Genomic DNA, 18,429 nt, shown 5'->3' with positions numbered 1-18,429 from the left:
AATATAGGTATGATTAACGTAGTCTATAAATAGGCTGTAAAACATAATTCTGGACATGACGCATGATGCAGTCTCCGTCAACTGAGTGCATGTAGCTCTTGTATTGAGATGCCTCAACCTATAAATCTATAATAAGTAGCTCATAAAGTAATCATAGCCGTAAATGATTCGGCGGCGACAGCAATTCATCTACGACTCGGCCAGCAGCCATGTCTAACCGATTCAGATCATAGTCTTCTCGCCAATCTAGTTTGATAACTGGGCTATTGAACATGTAAGACTTCATCTTCTGAATATCAGAATAACGAAGGACTTTCCTTAGTAGATTTCTTGGAAAAGTCTTGTTTCTCTTCTCGTAGTATTGAAGATTCGTACAGGCATGCCCATCTACCTTATGGAGCCTCTTCCAGTTTGCTCGGAATTCGTCGTCAATGCTAACTAGCTTCTCGAAGATAAGTTGTGACCAATGATACAGATGCCTATCGCCGATCACGCTATCACACATGGTTAAATCCAGTATTGCAAGTGGGTTGTATCCATTCTCCTGGTTAAGAGACAGCCTGTCTAGCTCTTGCTCATCAATAAAGACTCTGTTCTTAGTCCAATAATCGCATATGTGATCGAACCAGATACGAAATGGCTTTGATCCTTCATCCGCGTACACCAACCAATTGTCCATCCTGCGGTAATTATATGAAAATTCGAAGCAGAATAACGTTGACTTCCCTAAAACATGTGGTAGCCAGCGGTCAAGCGATACTACTGGATACGTAGTTGAATCGACCCATAAACCACCATGCCGATGTAAAAGTGCATACCGGAGTAAATCAGATCGTGTCTGAGGTATAAGGTGGTTGCAATTACACTTGTAAATGGCAAGATACTCATTCACAGAGGTATTATCTAAGACAGACAGGGACCATTCAGGATGCAGGGCGCGCCATCGCTCTACCCCATGCCGAACAACCGAAGGTGCCTGATCGATACCTTGATCCCAATAAGTAAAGATGCGCTTAATTATTTACAAGCCTAAGACAAGGAAGTCAATATAGAACATATCTGCCTACCCTTGGCAATAATGCCGGTGAGTGATGAGTATCAGATAACCTCCGCGAACCCGGACGTCAAGCCCACTGGGCAGATCAAGTTGACAGACAGTAAGTGATGAACTATATTTAGAAATAAATTGGGCAAGGTGTAACATTAGTCTCAATTAAGCTGGCTATGAATCATGCTGTTGCATGCTAAGTAATAAAAGATAACTGGTCCTCATGCTCATATGTAAATGCAGTATATCATATAGTGATAAAGTACCTTTCGGAAGTCGTTGAATTTTTATCCAAGCAGGAGATGGATTTTGTGGCTAGCATCAATTGTATACAAAAATTCTTTGTTATCCAGAGGAATTACCAGAAGAATCTTTTCTTTCACTCGGCGGGCTATGGTCCGGTGTTTAGGCGATCCCGCATGCATCCTGTCAGTACACGGCAAAGAATTGTCGATGCCTATGTCTCATCAGCTTCCGCAATATATAGCATGGGCACCCAATTACGATCGGCTACCGGGTAGAGTTAGTCACTATCTGCATCAGTATCGTGACTACATTAGGTGTATCGATGTTGGAGCGAATATTGGGGATACCATTGCTGCATTAATGAAATCAGACAGAGACACGTTCCTCGCAATTGAGCCCAATCCAATATTTGCGAAGTATCTCGCCATGAACTGGCAATCAAATCCAAATGTAATAATTTCCAATAGTATGTGCTCGGCGATAAGTCGACAGAGCAAAGTAGACATTAATACACAAGGCGGAACAGCGCAGATATATCTATCTAATGACGGTAGGCCTGCCCGAAGCCAAACGCTCGACGACATGATTAATAGAGTGCCATATAATGAGCAAATACACTTGGTTAAAATCGATACGGATGGGTTTGACTTCGAGGTGATATATGGAGCAGAAAAACTCTTAGAAGAGCACAAGCCCGTAGTACTCTTTGAATGTGATGCCTGCGGTAATGAGAATTATGTGGACGACTGCCTTAGGGCTCTAGTAATATTCAATAAGTATGGCTACAACCAATGTCTTGTTTACGATAATACTGGTTATTTGATGGGGAAGTATAGTCTTTCAGACCTGTGCTGCTTTAGGAATCTACTGTTCTACCAGTTGACATCAAAATTTCGCTATTATGACATCTTAGTTATGCAAGACGATGACATAGCCCCTTTCTACAAGGATGAACTGCGCTATTTTACGCAAACAATGGCTGATGCGTCGTTAAGTGATACAGCTATTGCCGCTGTTGAACCATTATTATAGAGTTATGATTTGACTTTTATCTCCACCTGTTCGCGGATGCGCACCTTCGGGCAGGCCGATCCGCTTCAGGGCCAATCACTGCCAACGGGTATCGATCACGAAATCGCCCCAGCCCAAGCGAGAATCCCCGAGGTCTACGCCTCCTGCGATGCCTGGCTGTTCGGCAGTTCGGTCGAGGGCTTCGGCCTGCCCATCCTCGAGGCCATGGCCTGTCGGACGCCGGTCATCGGAACGCCCGCCGGTGCCGCACCTGAACTCATCGGGCAGGGGGGCGGGATCCTGGTACCCCACGACGACCCCCAGGCCATGGCCGAGGCCATCCTCAAAATCTGCATGATGCCTGAAAACGACTGGCAAGCCATGTCCGATGCGGCTTACCGCACCGCCACCTCCTACACCTGGGACGACGCCACGGACCGGTTTGAAGCCGCTCTATTCCGAGCCGCAGGCAGAGCATTGCCTTCCTGGTTGTCCGACGAGGGGTTATGAACAGGCTTTCCGGGCTCCGGCAAGGTGCCTCGGCGGGCCTTGCATGGCCCATCGGGCCCAGCTACACTACGCGGCTCGAAACTGAGCAAGAGATACCGGTATGCCCAAGCAGAAAACGCACAAAGGCCTGCTCAAGCGGGTGAAAATCACGGCCAAGGGCCGGGCCAAGTTCCGCAAGGTCGGCACCAGCCACCTCAACAGCGGACTCACGGGTAAGAAGATGCGCCATCTTCGCCAGCCCGCCTACGCCAAAAAAGGCGACGTCAAGCGTCTCTCCCAGATGCTCAACGTGCCCGTCCGCTCCATCGAGTACATCGAGCAGGCCGAAGCCGACCGTGCCCGCGAGAAGGCTCAGGCCGCCGAGTCCTAACTAAGTCAGACGAAGAGATTTACGCGTGACCAAGCACGCGATTTGACGGAGATACGCCATGCCACGTGCAGTCAAGGGTGCCGCCCGCCGCCAATCTAAGGTCCGCTGGTTCAAGAAGACCAAGGGCAACCGCGGTGCACGCCGTAACCAGTGGGGCCGTATCAAGGAAACCGTCTACCGGGCGGGTGCCTACGCCTACGAGCACCGTCGGCTCGTCAAACGCGATTACCGCCAGCTCTGGATCCTCCGCATCAACGCCGCCTGCCAGACGCGCGGCATCAACTACAGCCGCTTCGCCCACGGCCTCAAGCTCGCGAATATCGTCCTCAATCGGAAGATGCTCAGCGAGATTGCGATCGCCGATCCCCAGAGCTTCGATCTGATCGTCGAGAAGGCCAAGGCCGCTCTCGAAGCAGACAGCAAGCAGGCCGCCTGACATTCATAGTAGCGGCAGGCAACGCCCAGGCTCACGCATCACAAGTCTGTCCGGGGTGTTCAGAGGCGAGCTACGCATCAGGCTGTGTTATGGGCCTGTCCCACGCAGCCGGAAAGTGATTCACGATGAACGGTGAAGACCCTCGCAGCATTGGTTTCCACGCGGACACCTGGCGCATGTTCCGCATCATCTCGGAGTTCGTCGATGGCTTCGAGGTCATGTCCGCCGTCGGCCCCGCGGTCACCGTGTTCGGCTCGGCCCGAACCCCCGAAACCGACCCGATGTACGTCAAGGCCGTCGCCTGTGGCCAGAAGATCTGCGAGCAGGGCCTGGCCGTCATCACCGGCGGCGGCCCCGGCATCATGGAAGCCGCCAACCGCGGCGCTAAAGGCTGTGACGGCATCTCCGTCGGTCTCAACATCGTGTTGCCGCACGAGCAGGACCCCAACCCCTACCAGACCCACGAGCTTAACTTCCGCTACTTCTTCGTCCGCAAGGTCATGTTCGTGAAGTACGCCTGCGGGTTCATCCTGTTCCCGGGCGGCTTCGGCACCATGGACGAGTTCTTCGAGGCTCTCACCCTTATCCAGACCGAGAAGATCGACAATTTCCCGATCGTCTGCGTCGGCACCGAGTTCTGGCAAGGCCTCATCGACTGGATGAAGAGCACCATGCTCGAGAAGCACGCCACCATCAGCCCGCAGGACCTCGACCTGTTCCACCTCACCGATGACGTCGATGAGGCCGTCGAGATCGTCATGAAACGCTACAACCACGACGAGTGGATGATCCGCAACGAACGCCGTCTGCCGACCGAGCTGTCGGACAAGCGCCGTCCCGGCCGCAAGTAACCGGCGTTTTAGCTCCACACGTCTTCACGTCTGCCAGTCAGTAAGGTGTCGACCATGGCAGAACCAATCGACCAAGCCAGACGCGCCGCCATCGACATCGTGCTCTCCGATGTCGATGGCTGTCTGATCTCCGAACACGCGGACGCCCTGGACCTGCCCAGGCTGCTCCACGTTGCCGAGCAAAATCGCCTTGCGATCGAGCAGCAGGACCGCCCCCGGCTCACCCTCTGCACAGGCCGCCCCCAGCCTTTTGCCGAGTGCATGACCCGGCTGCTCGGCAATCTGGAACTGCCCATCATCTGCGAGAACGGGGTCTACCTCTATTACCCCGGCGACAACCACTACGACATGGACCCGGCCATCACCGACACGCACCTCGCCGCCATGGCTGAAGCGCGTGCGTGGACCATGCAGCGCTTTGCCAACACCGGGCTCGCTCTCCAACCAGGCAAGATGGCGTCGTTCTCTCCCTACCACGATTCACCCACGGCCCTCGACCCGATGATGCCCGTCATCGCCGAAGAGGCCGAGAAACGCGGCTGGCCGATCCGTATCTCCAGATCATGGAACTACATCAACTGCGACCTGAAGCACATCTCCAAAGCCACCGGGATTACCAGGTTCTTCGAGGCCACGGGCTTCACCCGCGAACAGGCGGCCGGCATCGGCGACACGATGGGTGACCTGGCGATACGCGAGTCGGTCAACTGGTTCGCCTGTCCGGCCAACGCCGACCCCACACTCAAGAAGAGCGCCGACTTCGTCTCATCCGCCGCTCTCACGCAAGGCGTTTTGGAGATCCTCGAACGCCTGACGGATAGCCGGTCGACTCAGTAAGCCCGCTGAATCTCGGCTTGCGGGTAATAGAACGCCAGAATCTCATCATGGTCGTAACCCCGCTCGGCCATGTCCTGCGCCCCCCACTGCGACAGCCCGACGCCGTGACCGAACCCTCTGCCGTTGGTAAAAGCAACCCGATTCCCACGCACCGTGACCTCGACGAAGCTGCTCTTAAGACGCTCATCCGAGCGCAGATCAGGCAAATCGGGCCTGGCATAGTTAGCTGCCTGCCGGAACTGCTCGGCCCGGAGCGTGTAGGCCGTGCCCTGAAGATCAACCACCGTGAATTCGGAGGCACGCCCGCCCACCCCGCGATCGGTCACCGCGATCCTGACGATGCCCTGCATCCGTCCGATGGCGTGGTCCTGCGCAATCCCCCAACCCTTGATCCTCGCCGCGATCTGCTGCAGGCTCCGGTCGATCGGGCCCCACCTGGCATGCGGGCTCGAAGCCCCGATGTCGTAGTGAAGCCGGCCCTGTAGCGGCGCGATCGGCTCGACATCCCCGAAAGCATCCCAGGCACTCTGCGCCACCCCGCCCGAGTCAGCAGAATAAAACGCCGGGACCACCCGACCCCGATACACCAGGACCTGCCCGCGCGTCGCAGCCACGGCTTCCAGCGGCCTCTCACGGCTGGTCTGTCCGGTATACACCTGACTCGCCGTCGTCGACTCGAGATCGTAAGTCCGGTGCGCCGTCGTCGAGGCACCGAAGATCGCGTAGCTGCGCGCGGCAATCGCCTGCGCACGGAAAGTCGCCTGCTCCCAGTTGCCATAGAGCTCACCCACCAGCACGCCCGGCAGGTAGGTCTCCATCGGCACGTGGTTGATGGCATCCAGCCGGTCGCTGCTCGGCTCCGAACGCCAGGCATGAGCAATCGTCATCAGCCCCGGATAGCTCCGGGTCCCCAGCGTCACCGGCTGTCCGTTGGCAGACCGCACACCGATCTTGCTGCCCATCAACCCGGTACTCAGACCAGAACCATCAACAACCGTGATCCCCTGCGACGACCGCCGAATCACAAGCGGGCCCGTTAGCACACGACTGACACGCAGCGACCCCCCACCATCCACCATGCCTACCTCGAAGCCGACCCGATCCGGCAGACGGATGCTCTCAGCGCCGCGCACCACCCGAACCCGCAGAACAGGCTCCCGCACCAGCGCACCCACCTGCGGGCCATGCCGCTGCTGCGGGACAGCAAGCGCCCGGTTAGGGGCTACAGGCTCGGCATGCGTCGGCTCCAGCGGCCGCATGTCCTCCGGACTCAGCGGCTCCCAACCCTCACAGCCGGCGGCCAACATCACAAGGACCATGCCCAACAGGCTCATTCCGGCGACGGCGAGCGTCGGCCGATTCATCCACAGGCTCCAATTCATCCAGAGACCTTTCGTCCTGCTGACTCGAAAAAGCGGCTTGAGGCACTCAGCTACAGGGCATTATCGGCCGTCAACAACTTTCTTCGCCAGCCGATCGAGTACGCTGACACCATGACCACAGCCATCCTCGACGCACGGAAGCGTTGGCGATATCGCACCCGGGAAGCCAATCACCCCGATCTGGAGCAGGAACTGATCCGGCAGGCCGGCCTGCACCCGCTGGTGGCGAGCCTTCTGGTCCGCCGAGGCGTCGAGAACGCCGAGCAGGCCAACCGATTCCTCCACCCACGCCTGACGGACCTCCACGATCCAGCCCTGCTCGCCGGGGCCGAAGAGGCCGCCGACCGATTAAGCCGCGCTATACGCGACCACCGTTCCATCGTGATCTATGGCGACTATGACGTCGATGGCGTCACCGCCAGCGCCATTCTCTGGCACATGATCCGCCAACTCGGCGGCCAGGCCCACACCTATATCCCCCACCGACTCGAAGAGGGCTACGGACTCAACGCCGAAGCCCTGGCCGGCTTGGCCCGATCGCACGCATCCGACGCCGGCCCGCCGCTGATTGTCTCCGTCGACTGCGGGATCACCGCCGTCGAAGCCGTCGCCGCCGGCAAACAGGCCGGAGCCGAAATCATCATCACCGATCACCACGGCTTCGATGAGCAGGCCCTGCCCGATGCCGACACCCTGGTTCACCCCGGACTCCCGAATTTGCAGGGCAAACCCTATCCCTGGCGAGACCTCTGCGGCGCCGGCGTGGCCCTCAAGGTCGCCTGGGCCCTGGCACGCACGCACACGGCCCAGCCCAGGCTCCAACCCGAGCTGCGTGAACTGATGCTCGACCTCGTCAGCCTGGCAGCCCTGGGCACGGTCGCCGATGTCGTACCCCTGCTCGATGAAAACCGGGTCCTGACCTCCATCGGTCTCCGCCACATCAAACGCACACGCTTCGACGGTCTCACCGCGATGATCCGCGCCGCCGGCCTCGACAAGGACAACGTCAACACCCACCACGTCGGCTTTGTGCTCGGGCCCCGGCTCAACGCCTGCGGGCGCATGGGCCACGCAGGCGACGCGCTCCGCTTGCTGACCGACGCAGAGCAAAACGAAGTCGAAGTGATCGCCGAGCAACTCACCGCCGTCAACAACCAGCGACGCACCACCGAGAAACAGATCCTCGAACAGGCCAAAGCCCAGATCAAAACCGAGAACTGGGCCAGCGACGACAAACGCGCACTCGTCATCCTTGGCGACGACTGGCATCCAGGCGTGCTCGGCATCGTTGCCAGCCGATTGGTCGAAACCTACGGCCGACCCACCATCGTCCTGACCAAAGACGCCGAAGGCCACGCCACGGGCTCAGCCCGCTCGGTCGATGGCGTCTCGATACTCGACGGCCTCCACGCCTGCGCCGACTGCTTCGTGCGATTCGGCGGTCACGACATGGCCGCTGGCATGACCCTCAACGCAGACAGGGTGCCCGAACTACGTGAACGGCTGGTGGCCTTCGTCAACGAACACCTGCAAACCGACGAGCTCAAGCCAACCCTGAGCATCGACCAGACCCTCGAACTAACAGCCTGCCAGCAAACGATCTGCGAACAGATCGACCAACTCGCACCCTTCGGCCGTGGCAACCCGACTCCCCGATGGACCTTCGAGAACCTAGTCATCGATGACGCCCCGCGTCAGATCGGCCGCGACGGCAGCCACCTCGCACTGCGACTGGCCGACCTCGCCAGCAGGCAACGCATCCGAGCCGTCGCCTGGCGCATGGGCGATCTGGCCAATCACCTCGCAACAGGCGTGCGGGTCGATATCGCCGGCGTTCCCAAACTCTCGACCTGGCAAGGCGTCACCCGCGTTGAGATCGAGATCGACGACCTGCGTGTCCGCGCCGCCGATGACACCGCCGCGATCTAGCCAGCCTTCCGCAAGCCAGCCGGCGACTTCTTCAGAGCAGGCAGATACCGTCCCGGGCTGATGATGTCATCCGGGTCCAGCGTGCGCTTGATCTGCTCCGCAAGCTCCCAATACGGATCACCCGGCTGCCTGAGCTTGGCATACCCGCTCGGCCCGCTCCGATACGGGATAAAGCCTGCGTCCATCAGCGCGGCCATGAGTTCCTCGTAGCACGCCTTGGCTCGCTTAGCCTCCTCGGCATCCCGCTTGTCGAAGGCCACGTTCGTCACACAAACCATCGCGCGCTCGGTAATCATCGTGAAGGTCGCCAGCGTCTCAAAGCCATGCTGGCGGTAGATCGGATCGATCAGATTCATCAGGTCCCGGGCGTCCGTTCCGCGATTCGGCACGACCGGCGAAACCCAGGCCAGCCCCGCATGAATATCCAACGGGTTCGTAGGCGCCTCAGGCTCAGGATCACGAACCCGCCAGGCCGCCCCACGCAGCGGCTCGTCCGAGGGAACACCCTTGAGCAAACCATACACCGGCTTCAGGATCGCAAGCATCTCGCCCAGCCAGCCCCCAAGCCCGACGCAGGCCAGGCCCTGCTGGATGCGCTCGGCCAGTGCCAGCCGCTGATCGTTGATGAACTTCACCTTGTAGGGACGCAGAACTTTTGCGAGCTCTTTCCGCACCGCCTTCACCGTGCCCTTGCTGCCATAGATGGCTCCACAGCCGTTCCAGGCACCGATGCCGCCTTCCTTCCGAAGCTGCGCTCGCACATCCTCGGGAAGGGGGGTCTCGCCGTTGGTTCGGTCGAACGGATAACGGGTCCGCGCCGACAGCACACGCAGATCATTCGCGATATGAATCGTGCTCTGCAGCAGGCCCTGCATACGCAGCGGCGCCAGACGATCGACAATGTCCTCAAGCGCGCTGTCATCTTCAGCAAAGAAGAAGTACGCGCAGAAGTCCTCCGGCTTGGGCATCAGCCAGGTCGTGATCCGCGTCACAATCCCCATGTTCGACTGCACAAACAGGCCATCAAGCATCGGCCCGACGCCATAGGGATAAACCTTGTCACTCCGGGCCTTGTCAAAATGACCATACCCCGTCTGAATCACACGCCCGTCAGGCAGCACCACCTCCATCCCGCAACAGGTCAGGAAGTGATCACCGTAGCGGGTGTGCCCGAAACCACGATCCAGCGTGTTCCCAACAAGGCTCGCATCACGTCCGGCACCCGTCGCATCCACCCACAACTCTGGTGCATGCTCGGCGAGATGGTCGCTGAGCTGTCCCTGCGAAACCCCAGGCTCGATCACCGCATAAGCCAACTCGCGATTCAGTTCGACCACCCGGTTCATCTTCGACAGGTCGAGCAGCACCTGCCCGCTCGACACAGGGCCCGCATCACCGTAACCCCAGTTCTTCCCGCGTGAGATCGTGTGAAGCGACACGCCATGACGACCCGCCGCCTTCACAATCGCAACCACCTCCTCCGTCGAGGTCGGGTACAGCACAGCCCCCGGCTTCCGCGCTCGGCCCAGCGTCGACCGCCCGTAACGATCGCGTGCCGACTGACCGGCATCGATCCGCTCCGCGTCCAGACAACCCGTGATCTGCTCGATAAACGCCGCCAGACCAGCTTCAGAACTGCTCATCATCACTGCCTCCACCCGGCCCGCCAGCCCGGCGAGCCTTCTCTAGGGGAATATCGGCTCTTCCCAACAAGGCCTGAAAGTAAAAAGAGACTAAATCCCCCTTAGCTGGCACGACTTCACACGATTCAAGTCGCCGCGTCATCGACCGATAGCTAGGTGGGACACTCGAAAGGAGTGGGTGGATATGCCTGAGCTAGAGAAAGCCACAGGGAACGCTCAAATCGAAGAACTAGAGGCTTCGATGTCTGTCTCGGGGCTCAATTTCGACATCGCCGAAACCATCGATGATGTGATCGAGTCGTGGTCACTGGTCTATCAATGCTACCGCCGTGCCGGACTGATCGAAGCCAATCCCGAGGAGATCCACAGCGTTCGTCAAGCGGTCAATGAGCAAACGCTAGTCGTGCTCGGCAGAATCAGAGAGACAGCTGTCAGCACCATGAGTGTCTATATCGACGGACCTCAGGGCTTACCACTCGATACAGTCTACCGGGATAAACTCAATCAGCTCCGAGACGAGGGGAGAACACTCGTCGAACTCGGGCTGTTTGCCGACAGGCGCGAGCACTTGTTCCGCTCGATCGATGCGATTCTGGAACTCATGCGGCACTGCTGCCACTACGCCGTGAACAATGAGGCAGTCGATGCCGTCGTAGGCGTCAATCCACGGCACGTAGCCTTTTACACCCGCCTACTCGGTTTCGAGGTTATCGCCGAAGAGAAAAGCTATGAAACCGTCAACGGCTTCCCTGTGATGCTGCTGCACCTCGACTGGCGGCTGAAGACCTCGGCCGACAAGCTCCCGCGTGGACTGGCTCACCTGGCCTCACCCGCCATCGGACCGGACTTCTATGCCAATCGTGTATGCATGACGCCACAAGCCATCAACGGAACACCCATCCAGCGCTATCTCGACCGCAACCTGGCCGCCGTCTCCTCCATGTGAGACAGTGCTGATGTCAGCATCAAAGCGCATCCTGATCTTCGGCGAGGGCATCAGCCTGGCGCACGTGACCCGGCCGCTGCTCCTGGCGAAAGAGCTGAGGATCCGGGGCCATCAGGTGCTTTTCGCGACCGGCCCGAAGTATGCCAGCTGGGTCAGGGATCGAGGGTTTCAGCCCGTGGTGGTCGCCACGTCAGACCCGCACGGTCTTTACGAAAGACTCAGACAGCTCAAGCCCATGTACCTGGCCGACGAACTCCGCGAGAGCGTCCGCGATGATCTAGACCTCATTCGTGAGTTCCAGCCAGACCTAGTCCTGGGCGACTGCCGCAACAGCCTGCGCATCGCAACCGAAATCACCAGAACACGCTACGCTGCCATCACCAACGGCAACTGCGGCCCATGGCTCGACGCCCCCATCCGCAGCCCGCAAGGTTTCCCGCTCAATGCACTCATCGGTCGCGAGCGTGTCGATCGTTACCTCATGCCCTGGATCGGACCTTTGGGAGAGAAGCTGGTCTGCAAGCGGCTGGCCGGTCCCTTTGCGACCGTCCAGGCCGAGTATGGCCTGAGCACCAGAACACGTGATCTTCGTGAAGTGTTTATCTCCCCCGACATCAATCTGATCGCCGACCTGCCGGAGTTCATGCCGACTAGCAACCTGCCCCCAGCGGCGGCTTACACAGGCCCGCTGTTCTGGCCCGACGACCTCAACCATGAAGCTACAACGCGAAAGGTCTTGGAGAAGATACCCAGCGGTCAACCGCTGATCTACGTGACCCTTGGAAGCACCGGCATCAATGACCCCGATCTGATGACGAGCCTCGGCACCCTTAACAGCCAGGTGCTGATCTCGGGCACGGAGGCATCAACCGGTGACTTGCCGCCCAACGTCCACTGCACCCCCTTCGTCTCCGCCTCGCACGTACTCGAACGAGCCAGCCTGGTGCTCTGCCATGGCGGCAACGGCAGCATCTATCAGGCCCTCTCGCACGGCCTGCCCGTTCTCACCATGCCGACCTTCTTCGACCAGGAAATCCAGACCGATCAACTGGAACGGCTCCGGCTAGGCGAATGCGTGTCGGCAGCCGGGGATCTGCCGCAAGCCATCAAACGATGGCTTGCCCTCCTCAGTTCAGAAGACCTCGCAGGCCGCCTGAATCACATCAGCAGCAGAATCAACCTGCAAGCCAGTGTGACCGCGGCCTGCGATGCTATCGAGTCACAAATCCAGGGAGCACAAGCCAGCCTGGCCGCATAATAAAACCGGCGAGCCCAAGGGCTCGCCGGTCAACAGTTAAAAGCAGAGTCAGCGAATTAGCTGGTCACCCGACGCCGACGGGCGATAGCCAGGCTTCCGAGCAGCAGACCGCCAAGAGCAGCGGTTGGGGTGGGAAGAACGACGGCTTCGACAGTCACGGTAGTTGTGTCAGTGCCTAGGCCAACCGGGATCAGAGTATCGGTGAGCAGACCATCTTGGAAGCCATCACTTGGGTTCGCGTCTGCAGGACCAACGATCGTGTTGCTGACGCTAACTAGCTCTGGGAAGATGTTAAGCAGCGAAAGATAAGGATCAACGGTCGCCGAACCACCACTGATGAGCAGGTTTTCAAAGTTCGCGGTTAGCTGTTGTGCTGGATCCCCGTCACCAGCATCGACACCAGTATCTGCCGTCGTAAAGCTAAGCCCTGTCACGTCCTCGGACAGTTCAACAAAGAGAGAGCCTAAACCGTAGTCCTCAAAATCATGAATAGACTGAACGCCGTCATTGGGCAGTCCAGTTGTTTCATAAACTTCGATGAGCGTCCCGGCACTCGCAAAATTCAAATCGGTACCCAGTAGAGAAGTGCCACCATTGAAAGTAAATGTTTCGAGAGCATCGAAATCATTACTGGTCAGTGCATCAACTTCAAAAGATGAAACTGTGCCATCGATGTCCGTTGTAACGTTGGCGACCTTAAAAGCACTGCGTCCAACAACTGTTACGTCCACACTACCGGGCAGCGTATCAATACCAGCCGTACCAACAGCACGCAGGACGTTGAGCTGGAAAACACTGATGATGATGTCGCCTGCGGTGATGGTGTTGACCGAGCCTGTCGCAGAAGACTGATCAAGGTCGATCAGCGCACCATCGCTGAACCCTGTGAATTCATAGTCGGCAGGGAGACCGATCCTGTTTGCGTCTGTGGCCACGCTAACGAAAGCGTCACCGATGGTGCCTGCACCAGCCGACCCGGCAAACGCCAGCCCAGCAACCATCGCTCCAGTCAAAAGCTTCGTCGTCTTCATCAAACCTCTCCTCTATCGAGATGCGTTATCTGCCAAGTCAGTGCAGGCCAGCACCAGCTTGCAGGCAGTCGGTTTCCTCAAATCCCATCCGGGCGGCATGTCACGTCGACAAACCTCTCCACAGAAGATGCAACGGGTCTTGCGAACCCGATCGCCTCTTGTTGCATCTATAAAGTACTCTTCAGACGCCCCCTGTCAAGCTCCCAATGTCCCCAGATCTAATTTTAATGGCTAGCTCACATAAGCAATGGGATTGAGATCGATATCCTGTTAATGGATTGCAAATAAAACACTTGCAGCACTATTGGCTGTGCCCGGATCCGGCTGTCACTCAGCCGGATCCCAGCAACTACGGGAAAAACACAGGGCACATCTGGCGCTCCATGCCTTGTCTTCACCGACTCAACCGCAAAATCGGGCAATCTGCCCAATCTGGGTTGACCACGAGCCTTTAACACGCACCCGCCACCCGTCTGGCGTCCCTGACCCACGTAGACGACCAGTTGCTAAGAAAAATAAAGGTTGCCCCCAATCAAATCAATCCGAACGGCCAGTGAAGGACCCACCAAAACACAAAACGGCCCCACCAAAGCTGCGGTCGGTTTCTCCGGACCGACCGCAGCCATAAAAGACACAACACACCCAGCGGGTCCAGCCGCTGAGCAACGATCATCATGCCGGACGACGCCGACGGGCGTAGGCCAACGCCGCCAGAACCAGTCCACCGGCCGCAGCGGTTGGGTTGGGAACCACCGTGGCGTTGAACGAGAAGCTGGCCCGGTCGGTGAACTCACCCGGCACCGACGTGGCACTGACCGTGCCTGTCCCACCAACGCGACCTGTCACACCCAGGATCGGGTTGAGCACCGGACCCCCTGCGACATCCAGGTTGGGAAGGATCGATAGGTCACCGTTGGGAAGCGGAACGAAGCTGTAGGACCCGCCAGATAGGATATCCAGCGACGCGAACAGCGAACCCCCCTGAACGCTGGCGCCGATCCCTGCCCCACCGCCCCATGACGTGCTGTTGTAGCCAACACTGCCAGTCAGGCCGCTGGGCACCGTTACACTGCGAACGCCATCGGCGCGATCGTCCTCAAACACCTCGAAGTTGGCGACCGTCGTGGTCCAAAGCGTCGGGCTGACAGTCCCAATGGTCAGAGTGAAGCGCCCGAACACCTCGACATCACGGGTGGACAGATCGATCGAATCGACGAACGACATACCAGTAGTCTCCAGCGAGATCGATCCGATCGTGAAGATGCCCTCGATCACGTCGCCCGGGAGCACAGGCGTCAAGGGCGTCACATCGCTGGAGATGCTGATGTCGTTGAAGTCGTAGATCGCTGGCACACCCAGGTAGCCGTTGTTGGCCGCCAGGGTATACATCACGTCGGTGACCGAATCCGCTCGTACAGTTCCACCAAAGGCCAGACATCCAGCCGCCGAGGCCAACAGAAATCTCTGCATGATCATGACTTACCTCTCCTCGAACACCAAGTTCGAATACGTGGGCGACCGTGCGGTCACGCCCGCATCAGCGGCCTTCCCACCATGATGTGATTCCCTAAGCAAATCTCCCCCTTTCCACCTATCCCCCGTAGATTCACGCCCCGGTTCATAGAGAATAAGACCTCTCCGCCCGCAAACCAGACCTATTTCCCCCTAAGCATCTTGCCGATGGCGACCAACCCCTAACGATGCCGCGCAAAAAAACACCGCCCCATCAGATCGACGAGGCGGCGCTTCAAAGTTTCAGATTCTCGCAACGACGCTAGCGCTTACCGCGGGGCCTTCACCTCACACCCGCCCCCCGAGCCGTCCGCCGGACCAAGCACCATGTCATCCACCGTCTTGCCCGCCGGCACCATCGGATACACGTGCTCGTGCTTCTCGACCAACGCATCCAGCACCGCCGGCCCATCGTGCGCCAAAAAGGCCTCCATCACCCGGGGCAGGTCTTCGAGCTTGGTCACCCGGAAGCCCTTGCAGTTCATTGCATCGGTGAGAGCCACAAAATCCGGGTTGTGCATCTCGGTATGGCTGTAACGCTCCTCGTAGAACAGGTCCTGCCACTGCTTCACCATGCCCTGAAAGTCGTTGTTCAGGATGATCGTCTTCGCAGGGATGTCGTACTGCGCCGCCGTCACCATCTCCATCGCCGTCATCGAGAACGAACCGTCCCCGTCGATGTTGATCGTCGGACGCGCCGGACGCCCCTCCTTCTCGGCCAGCAACTTCTCCGCCAAAGCAGCACCCACCGACGAAGGCACACCAAAGCCCATCGTTCCTAGGCCGCCCGATGTCAGCCACTGCCGAGGCGTCCGGTACTTGTAAAACTGAGCCGCCCACATCTGATGCTGACCCACACCCGTCGTGACAATCGCGTTGCCATCCGTCTGCTTGTTCAGCTCCTCGATCACCGCCTGCGGCTTGAGGTGAAACTCGCGCTCATCGTGCCCGTAAGCAAACGGGTGATCCCTCTTCCAGGCCTGCAGCTGGTCGAGCCACGGCTTGCGATCCACGCTCTCAAGGTGAGGGAGCAGCAGCTCAAGGTTCTTCCGCGCATCCCCCTCCACGCCGATCGTCACACTCACCGCCTTGTTGATCTGCTCCGGCGCGATATCGAAGTGGATGATCCCGCCCCGCCCCTCGGCCTCCGCCGCACGGGCACCCGGCGCAAACGCACTGATCTTCCCGGTCACCCGATCATCAAACCTAGCCCCGACCGAGATAATCAGGTCCGCATCACGCATCGCCCAGTTGGCATAAGCAGCCCCATGCATCCCCAGCATGTGAAGCGACAAATCGTGGTTCTCATCAAACGCCCCCAAACCCTGAAGCGTCGTCGTCACCGGGATGCTCGCCTTCTCCGCACACTGCTTCAAAATCTCGGTCGCACCCGACAGAATCGCCCCCTGGCCGGCATAAAACACCGGCTTCTTCGCCTTGTTGATCAGCGCCGCCGCCCGCTCGATCTCCGACGACGTCCCCGCCTCACGGATCGCATAACCCGGCAGATACGGGTCCGGATGACAGCTGCCAGCCATGATCGACGCCGTCACATCCTTGGGCAGGTCCACAAACACCGGCCCCGGCCGCCCGCTCATCGCCACATGGAAAGCCGTGTTGATCGCACGCGGAATGTCCTCCACCCGCTTCACCAGCGTGTTCCACTTGGTGCACGGACGCGTGATGCCCGTCATGTCCGCTTCCTGAAACGCATCGGTGCCAATGGCACCCGTCGCCACCTGCCCCGCGAACACCACCAGCGGCGTACCGTCCATCAGCGCGTCCTGCAGAGGCGTCACCGTGTTCGTCGCACCCGGCCCCGAAGTCACCAGCACCACACCCGGCTTGCCGGTCACCCGGGCATAACCCTCGGCCATGTGCCCGGCTCCCTGCTCGTGACGCGTCAGGATGAACTTGAACCTCTCACTCTCGAAGATCGCATCAAACACCGGCAGGATCGCCCCGCCCGGATAACCAAAAATCACCTCGACACCATGCTCAACCATCATGTCATGGAAAATCTGAGCACCGGTCTTTCCGGCGAAACGATCGGTCGTCGGTCCATGCTGGCCAAAATGGGTGATGTTCGAGGCACTGAGGTGGGCTGGACTGCTGCTGCTCATCACAAAAACTCCGGGTCAGAAAGTCAACGCGGCGGCAAGGCTCGCGGACGGATAACGGGTCAGAAACAAGACTTCTCGTAAACGATTGAAGAAACACCGGGTAACGAAGAAGAGCCTGCGGGCTCGTTGGCAGGGCGGTCGCGGGTCGTCCGCTCAGCTAACGACGACGCTCATGCGGGTCGCTGAATAAGCCTGAATGCAGGGATACCCTTGGTTCATGACCGGAAGTATACATCCCGGATCGCCCTGAGTTCAAGGTTTTTTGCCCAAATAGATCGGGCCAAGTGATGCACCCACTGGCATTTAAGGGGCAAAACCTATTTTGACGCCGGCGCACACGGGCTGAGAATCTGGGCAGCCTTCCGCACAGTCTCCGTCTCATCACCCACCAGGAAGTAATTCAACCCGTTCTGACGCCAGACAAACACCGGCTTGCCCGTGCTCGTGGTCGCCGAAAACAGCCGATCAGCAGGCAGCGAGGCCGCCACCGGCCCCGGATCCTGACTGATCCACAGACTCAGGCCACCCTCCCGCTCACTGCCATCCACCGGCTTGTAAAGCACGTGGATCGCCCCCTCAGAGGGCAGCCGGCAGTTACCCGCTTGCACAAACGCGTACCCCAGCACGTCCAGGCTCATCGGCAGCGTCTGGTCAAACGACTCCCCGAAGTAGTCCGCCAGCGCCCCCGGAAGCTCCGTCAACCGATTCGGCAGCTTCACGTTCTTCACCATCGCCGTGGTGTCCCGCGAACACTGCACGTGACGACCCCCAAACGGATCAAACGCATCAGCCACATGCGCCACCGCCGCCGAACCCGACCCCGCCAGCACCAATCCCCCGGGATTCACACCCGCCGACCCTCCCCCCGTATTCAGTGCCGTGGTCCAGACCGCCAGCGACCCGATCAGAAAAGCCGCCGCCAATGCAGCAGGCGACCACCGCCCAATCACGGCGAGCACCCCGGTTGTCTCAGCTCTCTGACGCTCCCCCACCTCCCCGCTCGCATCCCTGTCAAACGAATCAAAGGCCTCTTCAATACAGGCCCGCAACTCAGCCGGAGCCAAAGGCTGCCCCTTGGGACACAAACAGTCCGAGCACGCCCGACGCACCTGGGCGTGCTCCCTGAGCAGCCGTTTCTCAGCCTCCGTCAGATCGGCCGAACCCAGCAGCCGAATCGTCTGTTCAACATCAAGCTCACCATCCGCGTGAGCCATCAGCGATAGCTGTCGTTCCATATCAGTCTTCATACCAATGAACCTATCCGGCGCTTTGCTCGTAAAGCCATCAAACTAGGGC

The 18,429-nt window shown here is 58.9% G+C and carries 16 protein-coding genes; 9 read left to right on the top strand and 7 right to left on the bottom strand.

Annotated features, from left to right (window positions below):
• Nucleotides 1-151: 151 nt before the first annotated feature.
• A complete protein-coding gene (locus ACQZAB_RS03600; protein ID WP_428390131.1) occupies nucleotides 152-1,009 on the bottom strand; it encodes a capsular polysaccharide synthesis protein in 858 nt (285 codons plus the stop codon).
• A 432-nt stretch (nucleotides 1,010-1,441) separates the two neighbouring features.
• Between ACQZAB_RS03600 and ACQZAB_RS03595 the strand changes: the two genes are divergently transcribed.
• The 6 genes from ACQZAB_RS03595 to ACQZAB_RS03570 all read left to right on the top strand — a co-directional run bounded on the left by ACQZAB_RS03595 (nucleotide 1,442) and on the right by ACQZAB_RS03570 (nucleotide 5,309).
• Nucleotides 1,442-2,326: an FkbM family methyltransferase gene (locus tag ACQZAB_RS03595; protein ID WP_428390130.1), complete on the top strand. Its 885-nt coding sequence runs from the start codon at nucleotides 1,442-1,444 to the stop codon at nucleotides 2,324-2,326.
• Between the two features lie 9 nt (nucleotides 2,327-2,335).
• A complete protein-coding gene (locus tag ACQZAB_RS03590; RefSeq protein ID WP_428387144.1) occupies nucleotides 2,336-2,815 on the top strand; it encodes a glycosyltransferase in 480 nt (159 codons plus the stop codon).
• Nucleotides 2,816-2,915: 100 nt separating this feature from the next.
• Nucleotides 2,916-3,185, top strand: coding sequence for a 50S ribosomal protein L35 (gene rpmI / locus ACQZAB_RS03585; RefSeq protein WP_428387142.1), 270 nt, complete (start codon nucleotides 2,916-2,918; stop codon nucleotides 3,183-3,185).
• A 58-nt stretch (nucleotides 3,186-3,243) separates the two neighbouring features.
• Nucleotides 3,244-3,621 (top strand): 50S ribosomal protein L20, encoded by a 378-nt coding sequence (gene rplT / locus ACQZAB_RS03580; protein WP_428387140.1) that lies wholly within the window; start codon nucleotides 3,244-3,246, stop codon nucleotides 3,619-3,621.
• A gap of 125 nt (nucleotides 3,622-3,746) precedes the next feature.
• Complete coding sequence (locus tag ACQZAB_RS03575; protein WP_428387138.1) at nucleotides 3,747-4,472, top strand: TIGR00730 family Rossman fold protein; 726 nt, start codon at nucleotides 3,747-3,749, stop codon at nucleotides 4,470-4,472.
• Between the two features lie 54 nt (nucleotides 4,473-4,526).
• Nucleotides 4,527-5,309 carry an HAD family hydrolase gene (locus tag ACQZAB_RS03570; RefSeq protein ID WP_428387137.1) on the top strand — a complete coding sequence of 261 codons (783 nt, stop codon included), beginning with the start codon at nucleotides 4,527-4,529 and terminating at the stop codon, nucleotides 5,307-5,309.
• Here ACQZAB_RS03570 and ACQZAB_RS03565 read toward each other — a convergent pair.
• Nucleotides 5,303-6,673 carry a SpoIID/LytB domain-containing protein gene (locus ACQZAB_RS03565; protein WP_428387135.1) on the bottom strand — a complete coding sequence of 457 codons (1,371 nt, stop codon included), beginning with the start codon at nucleotides 6,671-6,673 and terminating at the stop codon, nucleotides 5,303-5,305. The two genes, ACQZAB_RS03570 and ACQZAB_RS03565, sit on opposite strands and share 7 nt — an antisense overlap.
• A gap of 129 nt (nucleotides 6,674-6,802) precedes the next feature.
• Between ACQZAB_RS03565 and recJ the strand changes: the two genes are divergently transcribed.
• Nucleotides 6,803-8,620 carry a single-stranded-DNA-specific exonuclease RecJ gene (recJ, locus tag ACQZAB_RS03560; protein WP_428387133.1) on the top strand — a complete coding sequence of 606 codons (1,818 nt, stop codon included), beginning with the start codon at nucleotides 6,803-6,805 and terminating at the stop codon, nucleotides 8,618-8,620.
• Here recJ and ACQZAB_RS03555 read toward each other — a convergent pair.
• Nucleotides 8,617-10,263 (bottom strand): FAD-binding oxidoreductase, encoded by a 1,647-nt coding sequence (locus ACQZAB_RS03555; protein WP_428387131.1) that lies wholly within the window; start codon nucleotides 10,261-10,263, stop codon nucleotides 8,617-8,619. The two genes, recJ and ACQZAB_RS03555, sit on opposite strands and share 4 nt — an antisense overlap.
• Before the next feature lie 184 nt (nucleotides 10,264-10,447).
• Between ACQZAB_RS03555 and ACQZAB_RS03550 the strand changes: the two genes are divergently transcribed.
• Both ACQZAB_RS03550 and ACQZAB_RS03545 read left to right on the top strand, forming a co-directional pair.
• Nucleotides 10,448-11,209, top strand: coding sequence for an N-acyl amino acid synthase FeeM domain-containing protein (locus tag ACQZAB_RS03550; protein WP_428387130.1), 762 nt, complete (start codon nucleotides 10,448-10,450; stop codon nucleotides 11,207-11,209).
• A gap of 10 nt (nucleotides 11,210-11,219) precedes the next feature.
• The gene (locus tag ACQZAB_RS03545) at nucleotides 11,220-12,467 is read left to right on the top strand and encodes a glycosyltransferase (protein ID WP_428387128.1); all 1,248 of its coding nucleotides are present in this window, start codon (nucleotides 11,220-11,222) and stop codon (nucleotides 12,465-12,467) included.
• A 56-nt stretch (nucleotides 12,468-12,523) separates the two neighbouring features.
• Here ACQZAB_RS03545 and ACQZAB_RS03540 read toward each other — a convergent pair whose 3' ends face one another.
• The 4 genes from ACQZAB_RS03540 to ACQZAB_RS03525 form a co-directional block, all read right to left on the bottom strand.
• A complete protein-coding gene (locus ACQZAB_RS03540; protein WP_428387126.1) occupies nucleotides 12,524-13,498 on the bottom strand; it encodes a hypothetical protein in 975 nt (324 codons plus the stop codon).
• A gap of 672 nt (nucleotides 13,499-14,170) precedes the next feature.
• Complete coding sequence (locus ACQZAB_RS03535) at nucleotides 14,171-14,953, bottom strand: hypothetical protein (RefSeq protein WP_428387124.1); 783 nt, start codon at nucleotides 14,951-14,953, stop codon at nucleotides 14,171-14,173.
• Between the two features lie 326 nt (nucleotides 14,954-15,279).
• On the bottom strand, nucleotides 15,280-17,133 hold the full coding sequence (gene ilvB, locus ACQZAB_RS03530) for a biosynthetic-type acetolactate synthase large subunit (RefSeq protein ID WP_428387122.1): 1,854 nt from the start codon (nucleotides 17,131-17,133) through the stop codon (nucleotides 15,280-15,282).
• 317 nt (nucleotides 17,134-17,450) lie between these two features.
• Complete coding sequence (locus tag ACQZAB_RS03525; RefSeq protein ID WP_428387120.1) at nucleotides 17,451-18,368, bottom strand: hypothetical protein; 918 nt, start codon at nucleotides 18,366-18,368, stop codon at nucleotides 17,451-17,453.
• Between the last annotated feature and the right edge of the window lie 61 nt (nucleotides 18,369-18,429).

This window comes from Mucisphaera sp. (assembly GCF_965279675.1).
Lineage (GTDB): Bacteria > Planctomycetota > Phycisphaerae > Phycisphaerales > Phycisphaeraceae > Mucisphaera.
Note: the sequence above shows the minus strand (reverse complement) of the source record. Positions and strands in the feature narration are given on the sequence as shown.

What these genes read in the sequence shown, in the direction of transcription:
- recJ (WP_428387133.1), top strand. Translation starts at nt 6,803, where the DNA reads ATGACCACAGCCATCCTCGACGCACGGAAGCGTTGGCGATATCGCACC.
- rplT (WP_428387140.1), top strand. Translation starts at nt 3,244, where the DNA reads ATGCCACGTGCAGTCAAGGGTGCCGCCCGCCGCCAATCTAAGGTCCGC.
- ACQZAB_RS03565 (WP_428387135.1), bottom strand. Translation starts at nt 6,673, where the DNA reads ATGAATCGGCCGACGCTCGCCGTCGCCGGAATGAGCCTGTTGGGCATG.
- ACQZAB_RS03595 (WP_428390130.1), top strand. Translation starts at nt 1,442, where the DNA reads ATGGTCCGGTGTTTAGGCGATCCCGCATGCATCCTGTCAGTACACGGC.
- ACQZAB_RS03540 (WP_428387126.1), bottom strand. Translation starts at nt 13,498, where the DNA reads ATGAAGACGACGAAGCTTTTGACTGGAGCGATGGTTGCTGGGCTGGCG.
- rpmI (WP_428387142.1), top strand. Translation starts at nt 2,916, where the DNA reads ATGCCCAAGCAGAAAACGCACAAAGGCCTGCTCAAGCGGGTGAAAATC.
- ACQZAB_RS03555 (WP_428387131.1), bottom strand. Translation starts at nt 10,263, where the DNA reads ATGAGCAGTTCTGAAGCTGGTCTGGCGGCGTTTATCGAGCAGATCACG.
- ACQZAB_RS03545 (WP_428387128.1), top strand. Translation starts at nt 11,220, where the DNA reads ATGTCAGCATCAAAGCGCATCCTGATCTTCGGCGAGGGCATCAGCCTG.
- ACQZAB_RS03525 (WP_428387120.1), bottom strand. Translation starts at nt 18,368, where the DNA reads ATGGAACGACAGCTATCGCTGATGGCTCACGCGGATGGTGAGCTTGAT.
- ACQZAB_RS03570 (WP_428387137.1), top strand. Translation starts at nt 4,527, where the DNA reads ATGGCAGAACCAATCGACCAAGCCAGACGCGCCGCCATCGACATCGTG.
- ACQZAB_RS03575 (WP_428387138.1), top strand. Translation starts at nt 3,747, where the DNA reads ATGAACGGTGAAGACCCTCGCAGCATTGGTTTCCACGCGGACACCTGG.
- ACQZAB_RS03550 (WP_428387130.1), top strand. Translation starts at nt 10,448, where the DNA reads ATGCCTGAGCTAGAGAAAGCCACAGGGAACGCTCAAATCGAAGAACTA.
- ilvB (WP_428387122.1), bottom strand. Translation starts at nt 17,133, where the DNA reads ATGAGCAGCAGCAGTCCAGCCCACCTCAGTGCCTCGAACATCACCCAT.